This is a genomic window from Methylobacterium tardum, assembly GCF_023546765.1.
In the GTDB taxonomy this organism is placed as follows: domain Bacteria; phylum Pseudomonadota; class Alphaproteobacteria; order Rhizobiales; family Beijerinckiaceae; genus Methylobacterium; species Methylobacterium tardum.
Genome location: NZ_CP097484.1, coordinates 3,457,535 through 3,469,611 on the forward strand (window position 1 = coordinate 3,457,535; position 12,077 = coordinate 3,469,611).

Sequence of the window (12,077 nt, forward strand, 5' to 3'; positions counted from 1 at the left end):
CGAGCCCGATGAGGGCGCCCGCAGGCGCCCTCGGCAGACGATCAGCCTTCCTTGCCCGAGACCTTGCCGAGAGCGGCCTGGGCGGCCGCGAGCACTGGCGATCGGCACGCGGTAGGGCGAGCAGGAGACGTAATCGAGCCCGACTTCCTGGCAGAATCCCACCGAGGCCGGATCGCCGCCGTGCTCGCCGCAGATGCCGAGCTTGATATCAGGACGGGTCTTGCGGCCCCGCTCGACGCCGATACGCACCAACTCGCCCACACCCTCCTGGTCAATGGTGATGAACGGGTCGGCCGGTAGGATGCCTTTCTGGGTGTAGGGGCCCAGGAAGGTCGCCGCATCGTCGCGGGAAATGCCCAGGGCCGTCTGCGTCAAGTCGTTCGTGCCGAAGGAGAAGAACTCGGCCGTCTCGGCGATCTCGCCGGCCTTGAGGGCAGCCCGCGGCAGCTCGATCATGGTGCCGACCTGATAGTCGAGGGTGGCACCCTTCTCCTCGGCGACCGCCTTCGCCATGGCGTCGATGCGCGCCTTCACGATGTCGAACTCGGCCCGGGTGAAGACCAGCGGCACCATCACCTCGGGCGTGACCGGGCTGCCGGTGTCCGCGGCAGCCTGGACGGCGGCCTCGAAGATCGCCCGGGCCTGCATCTCGGCGATCTCCGGGAAGGCGATCGCCAGACGGCAGCCGCGGAAGCCCAGCATCGGGTTGTGCTCGGACAGCTCCCGCGTCCGGTGGCGGATCTTCTCCTCCGAGACGCCGGTCGCCTTCACGACCTCGGCGACCTCGGCGTCGGTGTGCGGCAGGAACTCGTGCAGCGGCGGATCGAGCAGGCGGATCGTGACCGGCAGGCCGGACATGATCGTGAACAGCTCCAGGAAGTCCTGACGCTGGTAGGGCAGGATCTTGGCGAGCGCCGCGCGGCGGCCCTCGGCGTCGTCCGCCAGGATCATCTCCCGCACCGCGATGATGCGGTCACCCTCGAAGAACATGTGCTCGGTGCGGCAGAGACCGATCCCCTCCGCGCCGAAATTGCGCGCGGTCCGCGCATCGGTCGGCGTGTCGGCGTTCGCCCGCACCTTCATGCCGCGAATCGCGTCGGCCCATTCCATCAGCGTGGCGAAGTCGCCCGACAGCTCGGGCTCCAGCATCTTCACCTCGCCCTGGATCACCTGCCCGGTCGAGCCGTCGATGGTGATCTTGTCGCCGGCCCTCAGCGTGATGCCGCCGACCGTCAGCGTCTGCGCCTTGTAGTCGATCCGGATCGACCCGACGCCCGAGACGCAGGGCTTGCCCATGCCGCGGGCGACGACGGCCGCGTGGCTGGTCATGCCGCCGCGGGTGGTGAGGATGCCCTCGGCGGCGTGCATGCCGTGGATGTCTTCGGGCGAGGTCTCGATGCGCACCAGGATGCACTTGCGCTCGGCCTTGCGGTGCGCCTCCGCGTCTTCCGAGTTGAAGACGATCTCGCCGGTCGCCGCGCCGGGCGAGGCCGGCAGGCCCGAGGCGATGACCTTGCGGTCCGCCTTCGGGTCGATCGTGGGGTGCAGGAGCTGGTCGAGGGCGCCGGGCTCGACCCGGCCGATCGCCTCGTCACGGGAGATCAGCCCCTCGCCCGCCAGATCCACGGCGATGCGCAGGGCGGCCTTCGCCGTGCGCTTGCCGTTGCGGGTCTGGAGCATCCAGAGCTTCCCCTTCTCGATGGTGAACTCCATGTCCTGCATGTCGCGGTAATGCGATTCCAGGATCCCGTAGATCCGGGTCAGCTCCGCGAAGCTTTCGGGCATGGCCTTCTCCATGGAAGGCTTGTCGCTCTCGGCCTCGATGCGGGCCTTCTCGGTGATATTCTGCGGCGTGCGGATGCCCGCCACCACGTCCTCGCCCTGGGCGTTGATCAGGAACTCGCCGTACAGCGCCTTCTCACCGGTCGACGGATTGCGGGTGAAGGCGACGCCGGTAGCGGACGTGTCGCCCATGTTGCCGAACACCATGGCCTGCACGTTCACGGCCGTGCCCCAGCTCTCCGGGATGTTGTTCAGCTCTCGATACTTCTTGGCCCGGGGAATCATCCAGGAATTGAACACGGCGCCGATCGCGCCCCAAAGCTGGTCGTCGGCGCCCTGCGGGAAGTCCGAGCCGTGCTCGTCGCGCACGATCTTCTTGTAGGTCTGGATCAGAACCTTCCAGTCCTCGGCGCCGAGTTCAGTGTCGAGCTCGAAGCCCTTGCTCTCCTTGTAGTGCTCCAGCGCCTCCTCGAAGGCGTGGTGCTCCACGTTCAGCACCACGTTCGAGTACATGGTGATGAAGCGGCGGTAGGAATCGTAGGCGAAGCGCTCGTCATCGGCCTCCTTGGCCAGCGCCAGCACCGTCTCGTCGTTGAGGCCGAGGTTCAGGACCGTGTCCATCATGCCCGGCATGGAGGCCCGGGCGCCGGAGCGGACCGAGACGAGGAGCGGGTTCGTTGCATCGCCGAATTTGCGGCCGGTGAGCGTGCCGACCTGCGCAAGCGCGGCCGCGACCTGGTCCTTCAGCTCCGGCGGGTAGGACTTGCCGTGGTCGTAGAAGTAGGTGCAGACCTCGGTGGTGATGGTGAAGCCGGGCGGGACCGGGAGACCGAGGTTCGACATCTCGGCTAGATTGGCGCCCTTGCCGCCGAGCAGGTCGCGCATCTGCGACTTGCCCTCCGCCTTGCCGTCGCCGAAGGCATAGACCCACTTCGCGCTGTCGGTCGCCATGTCGAACCCGTCCGTATCTGGTGCCCGGCGACGGCCGAGCTGATGGGCGGGGTTGGACCATCCCGCAACGCAACGCAAGATGAACGCGCGATGGCAGTGTGCGTGGGTCGCTGACGGGGCCGGCGGTCTGTCAGGTCCGCCCCGTCGCGCTGCGGGCGCCGCTCAGTGCAGGATCCCCAGACCGATCACGCCGACCACGATCAGGTAGATCGCCACGATGTAGTTGAGCAGCCGCGGCATCACCAGGATCAGGATCCCGGCCAGGATCGCGATCAGCGGCTGCAGGTTGGAGATGGTGATCGTCACGGGCGTCTCTCCTGGCCGAGCTTGGCCGTCGGTATCGACGCCTCTACGTGTTGCAGGTTCCCTGTAGCTTGCGTGAAGCGGCCGGGTGGCCGGCCGCTCCAGAGCCGATCAGGGCTTCGGCGTCGGCTTGTCGGTGCCGGGGATCGGGTCCTTGGCCTCGCCGGTCGGCAGGCTCACCGAGATCGTCGGGTGAGACAGCTCCGGATAGGGCTCGATCACGTTGGCGCCGTTCAGCGGCTTGTTGGCGCCGTTGTGGCAGGTGGCGCAGTTGATCTTCGGCGCGTCACCGAGAACGCCGAGGCGGTTCCGCGGGAAGGTCGAGGTCAGCGGCGTCATGTAATCCTGGTTCAGGTCGCGCACCATGCGGATGCCGTACCAGGCATGGACCCGGTTGGGCGTGCTGGTGTCCCATTGCGCAACCGACCGGGTGTTGTGGCAGAAGGTACAGTTCACGCCCAACGATTGCGACATGCTGATCATGATCGCGAAGGTCTTCTCGGCGTCCTGGATCGGCTTGCCCTTGGTCTCCGGCAGCGCCGTGGTGGCGTTGACCCGGACGGCGTCCTCCGACGTCTCCTTGTGCTGGTAGAAGGCCTGATAGACGTCGTAGGGCAGCGAGGTGTTGCCGACCTCCGGCGAGGCCAGGTTCTGGCTGTTGTTGCGCGGTCTGAAGCGTCCCGCGCCCTGGACCGGATGATCGAACCAGATGTTGGCCGGCACCGGGTTGCCCCGGTGGCAGGTGTAGCAGGTCACGCCGGCCTGATGGACGTGGTTCTCCTTCCAAGATGAGTTGATGTACTGCGTCATCTGCAGCATGCGCCGGGCGACGCGCTTCTGGTAGAGCTCGTCAGAGGCCATGTTCTCGGTGCTGTGGCAGTACGTGCAGCCCTGCTGCGGCGCGACCCACTCGGTGATCGACACCATCAGACGGTTGAACTGCTCGGCCGAGAGATCGCCGAGCACCTGCACGTTCTCGTAGACGGCCGAGGCCTTCTCGCCCCCGGCATCCGCTGGATCGGCCGGCGCCGGTGCCCGGTTGGCTTCCGACAGCGCCTCGTTGCCGGCCCGGGTCCGGATCAGGTCCATGCCGGTGCCGCGGAAGCCGGTCTGCTTGACCGCCATGGGCGGATGGGTCCAGCCCGCGCCGCCGAACATCGCGATGGTGAGGAAGAGCGCCAGCGCCCCGCCGACAACCGCCAGAATCGTCTTCATGACGGCCTCCTCACGGCCTCGGGCCGGGTGCGAGATGGGCGGGATCCACGATCGGGCCGTAGACCTGCGGGTACGAGGGCGCGACGTGGTGCTTGACCGCCCAGAGGTACCAATTGTCCACCACGGTGCCGGTGAGCAGGATGCCGATCCCGCCGGTCAGCGTGGTCAGGACCGCGAACCACCAGGCCCAACGATGGACCGATTCCATCGTGGCGTTGAAGCCCATGGTCCAGCGCCAGAACAGGGCGGCGCGCTCGGTGGCCGTGCCGCGATCGACAATCTGGTCGATCTCGCGCTCGGCGCCGTAGCGCGAGCAGGCCAGGATCGTGCCCCCGTGCATCGCGAACAGCAGCGTCGATCCGTAGAGAAACGTGATCGAGAGCATGTGGAACGGGTTGTAGAAGAGGTTTCCATAGCGGAGCGAGAACGCCGCGGTCCAATCGAGGTGCGGGAAGATCCCGAACGGCACGGCCTCAGACCACGAGCCCATCAGCAGCGGACGGATGAAGCCGAGGACGAGGTAGAGCCAGATCGCCGACGCAAAGGCCCACGGCACGTGGAGGCCGAGGCCCAGCGCCTTGGCACGCTTGTAGAGGTGGACCCACCAGAGCAGGATCGACGCGGTCAGGAAGAAGCCGGCGATCAGCCACCAGCCGCCCTCGTTGAGCGGCGGCAGGACCTTCAAGCCGTATTTCGGCAGGGGCGGCTCAAGGGCGAGCCACGGCAATTGCCGGACGAACTGTATCGGGTCCCAGTTCACCGACGCCCACATGTTGAGCCCGATGATTTCGAAGGCGATGACACCGCAGGTGATCGACAGGGCCGCGATGTAGCCGATGTAGATCGGACCGACCTGACTGTTGCCGATGAGCCCGAACAGGTAGCTGTTGAACGGCCTGCCCACGCGGTCGTCGGCCGCGACGGGAACGCCGTGCTCCGGCACGAGCGGGCGCACCTGAACCTGCGTGAAGATGTTCTGGTAATAGGCCATGGCCTGCCCTCCCCCGGAGTGCCGCGCGCTCTGCGGCGGCTCGCATCACCCGTGTCGTCTCGCCAAGTGTCGTCCGGTCATCGCCAGACCGGCAGGTTGAGCCACCAGCCCCACCATTGCGGCCAGCCCTGCGTCCAGAACGGCCCGCTGATCACGATGCAGACGGCGCTCCAGAACCCCGCGGAAAGGGCCAGGAACAGCCCGAGGCGGTGGATGCCGAGGGTGCCGATCGAGTAGCCGATCGTGTCGCGGAAGAACGTGTCCTCGTGCTCGGGCGTCTTCACTATCTCGCCCTTCTTCGGGTTGGTCGCCGAGAGGATCAGGCCGCCGTGCATCGCCAGCGCCAGCGTGGTGGTGAAGAAGAACGTCACGGCCAGCATGTGCGCCGGGTTGTAGTGAAAGTGTAGATACTGGTATCCGGTGTTCGATACCCAATCGAGATGGCTGAGGATGCCGTAGGGAAAGCCGTAGCCCCAGGCGCCCATCAGGAACGGGCGGATCACCACGAGGGTGAAATACGCGAAGATCGCCATCCCGAAGGCAACCGGCACGTGGTAGCCGATGCCGAGCTTCCGGCAGATCTCGACCTCGCGCAGAGCCCAGGACACGAACGAGCCGAGCGCGCAGAAGGTGATGATCTGCCAGAGGCCGCCATCCTTCAGCGGTGCGAGCTTCAGGCCGTAGCTGATGTCGGGCGGCGCGATGTTGATCTGCCAGATGTTCCAGGTCGGCCCGATCGCCGCGCCGTAGATGACGAGCGCGGTGCCGAGCACCGTGAAGAACATTCCGACCACGCCGAAGAAGCCGACGAAGAACGGCCCGACCCAGAAGTCGAACAGGTCGCCGCCGAGCAAGGTGCCGCCGCGGACCCTGTATTTGCGCTCGAAGCTCAGCATCGCCATGGCGGCTGCTCCTCAGTCAGGCCGGAGAAGAGGAAGGACGGGGTGACCGCGGCCCTCGCGCGCCGCGGTCCGGACCGGCGGTCAGGCCGGCATCTGCGGCAGCGCGAGCGTGATGGTGTTCTCGGCGGCCTTGTTGTTGCGCGGACCGTCCAGCCAGTTGAACCGGTCGGTCGAGAGCAGGATGAAGTGGATCAGCAGCGCCAGGATGAAGAGGAAGGTGAACAGTGCCACCAGCGTGCGCCGCGGATCGAACAGCAACCAAACCTTGTGCATCCGATCCTCCTCAGCCGATCATCGTGACGAGGGCATGGGCCGCGTCGCGAACGCCCTCGAGGGAGGCGTAGCCCTGCGGTCCAGGGAGCCACGGACGCCACAGCCAGACGAGGATGTGGGCGACCACGGCAATCGCCGTGAAGATGAGGAAGCTCGTCAGGAAGATCGCGTGGAACTCCTTGGCTTCCGGTTCCGTCAGCCCGGACAGGCTGCTCGGTCTTTCTGTCGTGATGGGGCCACTCGCCATCGTTCAGACCTCCGTGTGTTGGCCGCACCTCTGGCGAGGCGCGACGGGTTCAGCCGTGATGCCTGGCGGCGGTCACGGCCCGACTTCCCCCGCGTCACCGGACGGAAGTGTCTCGCTCAAGGGCGCATCAGCCCATGAAGGCGAAGGGAATCGCCTGAACCGCCATTGCGCGGGCCTCGCCGAACACCGAGCGGTGCGCCGGCGCGAGGCCCGGCCGGGCCATCTCGCGGGCGGGCCTGAAGCGGTTCAGCGTCGCCGCGGCGAGGAAGAACGGGTAGGTCGCCGTCAGGATCAGCCGGAACTGAATCGCTTCCTGGTGCTGGCGGCCGGTCGGGACCATCGTTCGCATCGTCAGGTCTCCTCTGGGTGAAACGTAAGGGGCGCTCATGCGGGGATCCCCGCGGCGAGATCGGCTCGGGCCCGCGCCACATGGGCGGGCGCAACGGCGGCGGATTCGGTGTCGCGGGCGGCGCGCTCGGCGGCGTCGCGCAGGCGCTTGGCTGCCGAGATGCGGGCCAGCACCGGCTGCGCCTCAACCAGAGCGTCGAGGGCCTGTCGCGCCGCCTCGTCCCAGGGCAGCTCGGCGTGGCGCCGCGCCGGGGTCGCCTCGACCTTGTCCATGTCGCGGGCGAGCGGCAGGATGTGGAAGAGGGTGTCGAACAGGGCGTTGCAGACCTCCTGGACCAGGTAGGTCGCGCCGGCGTAGCCCATGAACGGCGTGCCGGTGTGCCGCCGGATGATCGCGCCGGGGAACGAGGCCGGGACGTAGGTCGCCCGAGCGCCGCTTTCCGCGAGGTACATCCGCTCGTTGAACGAGCCGAACAGGACCAGCGGCGGCTTGGCGGCGATGGCGGCGCGGACGGCGGCATTGTCGGGCTTCAGCCCGGCCGAACGGCCGAAGGCGAAGTGGCAGGGCAGGCCCATCTCGTCTTCGAGGAAGTGGCGCACGCCGCGGGCATAGGTTTCGGTCGCGACGATGCCGAAGCTGGCAGTGCCGAAGAAATCCTGCGTCACCGACCGCCACAGGTCCCAGACCGGCTTGATCGTGGTGTGGCGCTCGCGCTCGATGAACGGCTCCGGGTCGAGGCCCAGAATCTCGCCGAGCGAGCGCAGGAACTTGGTGGTCGAGAGGATGCCGATCGGCGCCTGCAGGTAGGGCCGCTCCAGATCCTCACAAAGCAGGCGGCCAAATTCCCGGTAGAGGCAGATATTGGCGTCTGCGTTGACGAGCTTGGGCACGTCGGCGAGGTGCGCGCCGAGCGGGAAGGTGAGGTTCACCTCTGCGCCGATCCCCTCGACCAGCCGCCGGATCTCGGCAAGGTCGGAGGGCATGTTGAAGGTGCCGTAGGCTGGGCCAATCAGGTTGACCCGCGGCTTCTCGCAGGGCTTCTTCTCCGGCCGGGCCGGGATTCCCTTGGCGAACTTCTTCGCCCCGTATTCCTGCCAGAGCCAGCGCATGGCACGGTCGGCGGCCTGCCACTGGTCCTCGTCGATGGTGCGCGGCAGGAAGCGCTGAAGCCCGGTGCCCTCGGGCGTCACGCCGCCGCCGATCATCTCGGCGATGGAGCCGGTCACCACCACGCTCGGCTGACCTGGATCGAGGGTGGCGTGGGCGCGCTTCATGGCACCCTCGGTGCCGTGGCGGCCGAGCTCCTCCTCGGCGAGGCCGGTCACGACGATCGGCAATTCGTGCGGCGGCAGCGCGTCGGTGTAGTGCAGCACCGAGGTGACCGGCAGATTCTCGCAGCCGACGGGACCGTCGATGACGACCTGCAGGCCCTTGATCGCCGTGAAGACGTAGACCGCGCCCCAGTAGCCGCCGGCCCTGTCGTGATCGAGGATCAGCATCAGGCCATCTCCCCGATCGGCTTCTTGGGGCCCTCGATCTTCGGTCCCTGGCGCTTCTGCGGCACGTCCTGCCAGACGCCCGCGGCGTGGCCGGTGCCGACGCCCTCGAAGAAGTCGCGCATGGCGTCGAACCGCGCCCGGTTGCCCAGGGCAGCGTTGATCACCGTGGCGAGGGAGCCGGCGCCGGCCGCACCCATCAGCGGGCGCGCCGAGATCAGGTTCGTGAAATAGAGGGCCGGCGTGCCGCGCTCCTTCGCCCGCTGCACCACCGGCGTCGTACCGATGGCGAGATCGGGCTTCAGCGATTCGAGGGCGTAGAGATCGTCCTCGAGAGAGGCCCGGTAATGCACCTGCGTGCCACGGGCCTCCAGCCAGTCGCGATCGGCCTCCGACCAGGGCGTGCGTGGGCAGGCGGTGCCGACATACGGAACCTCGGCGCCGCTCTCGGCGAGGAGGCGGGCCACGAGCAATTCCGAGCCTTCGTACCCGGACAACGTGATCCGGCCCTTGATCGGCATCGCGCCGAGCGCCCCGCGTATGCCGGGCAGGATCCGGTTCTTGGCCGCCTCGACGGTGGCGCGGGCAACCCCGCAGGCTTCGCCGATCCGGTCCAGCCAGTCGGCGGTGCCATCGACGCCGACCGGAGCGGAGCCGACGACCGGGCGGCCCGCCGCCTCAAATTCGCGGATCGAGGCCGTGTAGAACGGATGGATTGCCGCCACCGCGGCGCAGTCGAGGGCCGCGTAGAGCTCGCGCCATTCGCGGGTTGGCACGACCGGCCCGGCCGTGAGGCCGAGCGGCTCCAGGAGCGATCCGATCACCACCGGGTCGGCGGGAAACACCTCGCCGAGGAGCGCCACACTCGGGCGCTCGGAGCGGCCGCCGCGAGGTGCTGCCACCGGGCCCTGCTCGGCCTCCGCGCGGGCGACCTTCAGCATGGCGCCGGCCAGCACGTCCTTGGCCTCGGCATGGGTCGGCACGCCGAAGCCCGGCACGTCGATCCCGATCACCCGGACGCCGTCGATCTCCTTCGGCAGCAGGCGCAGCGGCACGCCCGAGGCGGTCGGGACGCAAAGGTTGATGACGACGACGGCGTCGTAATCGTCCGGCTTCGCGGTGGCGTGGACTGCCTCGCGGATATCCTCGAACAGCTTGCCGGTGACGAGCGTCTCCGAGTTGAACGGCACGTAGCCGACGCTCCGCTTCGCCCCGTAGAAATGGGACGTGAAGGTCAGGCCGTAGACGCAGCACGCAGAGCCGGAGAGGATCGTGGCGGTGCGGCGCATGCGCAGGCCGACGCGTAGCGAGCCAAAGGCCGGGCACATGCTCTGCGGCTGGTCGTGCGGGCCCTGCGGATAGTCCTCGCGCAGCTGCGCCAGCGTCTCCGACATCCCCGCGACTTCCGCGGCCGCCACCATTGAGTCCTTGCCGGCATGGCAGCCGAGGCCGTCGCCTTTCGTGGCGGCGAGGTCGACGTTGGCCGGCGCCTTCCGGGCCCGCAGATCGGCGATGTCGAGGGAGACGGCCATGCGCGTCAGACCTCGTCGTAGACGACTTCGAGGGACGGCTTGGCCACGTTGGCGACGCCGCACATGTCCTCGTGGGTCGCCGGGACCAGCACCACGTCGCGGCCGGTGGTCTCGCTGGAGAACAGGCCGAGCAACCCGTCCTGGGACAGCGGCGTCGGGCGGTGCGGCGCGGCCTCGGCGACGTTGGCGGCGAGTTCGGAGAACAGGTCGCCCCAGCGCCCGTCCGGCTTGCCGATGATCTCGTAATTCGCGCTCTTGCGGCGGATGTCCTCGTCGGCCGGGATCGAGGCGAGGACCGGGATGCCGGCGGCCTCCGCGAAGGCCTGCGCCTCGCCGGTGCCGTCATCCTTGTTGATCACCAGACCGCCGACGCCGACATTGCCGCCGAGCTTGCGGAAATACTCCACCGCCGAGCAGACGTTGTTGGCGACGTAGAGCGATTGCAGGTCGTTCGAGCCGACGACGATGACCTTCTGGCACATGTCCCGGGCGATCGGCAGGCCGAAGCCGCCGCAGACCACATCGCCGAGGAAGTCGAGCAGGACGAAGTCGAAGCCCCACTCGTGGAAGCCGAGCTTCTCCAGCAGCTCGAAGCCGTGGATGATGCCGCGCCCGCCGCAGCCGCGCCCGACCTCGGGGCCGCCGAGTTCCATCGCGTAGACGCCGTCGCGCTTGAAGCAGACGTCGCCGATCGCGACCGCCTCACCAGCAAGCTTCTTCTTAGTCGAGGTCTCGATAATGGTCGGGCAGGCCTTGCCGCCGAACAGCAGCGAGGTGGTGTCGCTCTTCGGATCGCAGCCGATCAGCAGGACCTTCTTGCCCTGCTGGGCCATCATGTAGCTGAGATTCGCCAGCGTGAACGATTTGCCGATGCCGCCCTTGCCGTAGATCGCGATGATCTGAGTCTCTTTCTTCGCTGGTGCGGTAGCGACCGCATCGGGCTCGATCGCGGCCTCGGCGCGCAGCTGGGTCGCTTGGGACAGGGCGGCCTTGTTGAGCTGAACGTTCACGCGGCGTCCCTCCAGTCGAGGATCATCTTCAGGCAGGCGGGATCGGCGAAGGCGGTGCGGTAGGCACCCTCGGCCTCCGCCGCCGGCGCGCGATGGGTGATCAGCCCGTCGAGCGAGAGCTGGCCGCCGTCGATCAGCATCGTCACGGCGGCGAGATCCTCGGGCCGAAACTCTGCGGAGATCCTGATCCGCGCCTCGCGCATGAAGGCGGGCGGGAAGGCGAAGCTGAGGGGCGCCTCGTAGAACCCGGCGAGCACGATCTCGCCTCCGGGAGCGAGACGGGCGATCAAGGAATCGAGACCGTCGGCGTTGCCGCTGACGTCGGTGATGACCGCGTAGTCGCGTCGCGGATCGTCCGCCGGCGCCAGGACCGTGTAGCCGAGCGCCCCGGTTCTGCGCGCCGGATTCGTCTCCCAGATGGTCGGCTCGGCGCCCGCCGCCAGCGACAGGCGGGCCAGCAGCCGGCCGAGCACACCGTGGCCGACGATCAGAGGCGTCGAACCGGGCCGGATCCCGCCGAGAGCGCGGTATGCGGTCGCTGCCAGGGCGAGCAGGCAGGCCCGGTCGCCGAGGGCGGCGTCCACCGGAACGAGCCGTCCAGCCGGTGCGACGAGATGCGAGGCGGCGCCGCCGAACAGGCCCCGGACGGAGCCGAAGCAGCGTGCGCCCGGTACGTAGACCGTCTGGCCGACCCGCACCGATCCGCCCGCATCGGCCTCGATGACCGTGCCCACGGATTCGTAGCCGGGAACCAGGGGATATCCCATGCCGGGAAACGGCGGCATCCGGCCCGACCAGAGAAGCCGCTCGGTGCCGGTGCTGATCCCGCTCCATGTGACCGCAACGACCGCGTCGGTCTCAGCCGGCGGTGTCAGTGCGACGTGCTTGACCGCGAGATGCTCCGGACTTTCGAGAATGACGGCCAAAGCATCCATGGCTGGGATCTTCCGCCCGACGTTGCGCGACTCTCGCCGATGCGAAGCCGCTGAGTGTCATCCTAGATAGACATATGTAAGCGTCAAGACA

At 68.0% G+C, this 12,077-nt stretch carries 11 protein-coding genes and 1 pseudogene; all 12 read right to left on the reverse strand.

The genetic code is table 11. The annotated features are described in order from the left end of the window. Positions 1-41 precede the first annotated feature (41 nt). Positions 42-2,733 (reverse strand): annotated as a pseudogene (gene ppdK / locus M6G65_RS16575) (pyruvate, phosphate dikinase). Positions 2,734-2,895: 162 nt separating this feature from the next. After that, on the reverse strand, positions 2,896-3,039 hold the full coding sequence (locus M6G65_RS16580) for a DUF3096 domain-containing protein (protein ID WP_012319762.1): 144 nt from the start codon (positions 3,037-3,039) through the stop codon (positions 2,896-2,898). Between the two features lie 108 nt (positions 3,040-3,147). Beyond that, the gene (pufC, locus tag M6G65_RS16585) at positions 3,148-4,251 is read right to left on the reverse strand and encodes a photosynthetic reaction center cytochrome PufC (protein ID WP_192707671.1); all 1,104 of its coding nucleotides are present in this window, start codon (positions 4,249-4,251) and stop codon (positions 3,148-3,150) included. Positions 4,252-4,261: 10 nt separating this feature from the next. Beyond that, positions 4,262-5,242 (reverse strand): photosynthetic reaction center subunit M, encoded by a 981-nt coding sequence (gene pufM / locus M6G65_RS16590; protein ID WP_192707670.1) that lies wholly within the window; start codon positions 5,240-5,242, stop codon positions 4,262-4,264. A gap of 77 nt (positions 5,243-5,319) precedes the next feature. Further along, a complete protein-coding gene (gene pufL / locus M6G65_RS16595; protein ID WP_238195163.1) occupies positions 5,320-6,144 on the reverse strand; it encodes a photosynthetic reaction center subunit L in 825 nt (274 codons plus the stop codon). 81 nt (positions 6,145-6,225) lie between these two features. Next, positions 6,226-6,417: a light-harvesting antenna LH1, alpha subunit gene (pufA, locus tag M6G65_RS16600; RefSeq protein ID WP_012319766.1), complete on the reverse strand. Its 192-nt coding sequence runs from the start codon at positions 6,415-6,417 to the stop codon at positions 6,226-6,228. Between the two features lie 10 nt (positions 6,418-6,427). Continuing rightward, complete coding sequence (gene pufB / locus M6G65_RS16605) at positions 6,428-6,664, reverse strand: light-harvesting antenna LH1, beta subunit (RefSeq protein ID WP_192707668.1); 237 nt, start codon at positions 6,662-6,664, stop codon at positions 6,428-6,430. A 127-nt stretch (positions 6,665-6,791) separates the two neighbouring features. Then, positions 6,792-7,013, reverse strand: a complete 222-nt coding sequence (locus M6G65_RS16610; protein ID WP_238195162.1) for a hypothetical protein — start codon at positions 7,011-7,013, stop codon at positions 6,792-6,794. Positions 7,014-7,048: 35 nt separating this feature from the next. After that, positions 7,049-8,512: a chlorophyllide a reductase subunit Z gene (gene bchZ / locus M6G65_RS16615; RefSeq protein ID WP_250102567.1), complete on the reverse strand. Its 1,464-nt coding sequence runs from the start codon at positions 8,510-8,512 to the stop codon at positions 7,049-7,051. Beyond that, complete coding sequence (bchY, locus tag M6G65_RS16620) at positions 8,512-10,041, reverse strand: chlorophyllide a reductase subunit Y (RefSeq protein ID WP_250102568.1); 1,530 nt, start codon at positions 10,039-10,041, stop codon at positions 8,512-8,514. Before bchY ends, bchZ begins: the two co-directional genes overlap by 1 nt. A gap of 5 nt (positions 10,042-10,046) precedes the next feature. Continuing rightward, positions 10,047-11,051, reverse strand: a complete 1,005-nt coding sequence (locus tag M6G65_RS16625; RefSeq protein ID WP_238195159.1) for a chlorophyllide a reductase iron protein subunit X — start codon at positions 11,049-11,051, stop codon at positions 10,047-10,049. After that, the gene (gene bchC, locus M6G65_RS16630) at positions 11,048-11,986 is read right to left on the reverse strand and encodes a chlorophyll synthesis pathway protein BchC (protein ID WP_238195158.1); all 939 of its coding nucleotides are present in this window, start codon (positions 11,984-11,986) and stop codon (positions 11,048-11,050) included. Before bchC ends, M6G65_RS16625 begins: the two co-directional genes overlap by 4 nt. Between the last annotated feature and the right edge of the window lie 91 nt (positions 11,987-12,077).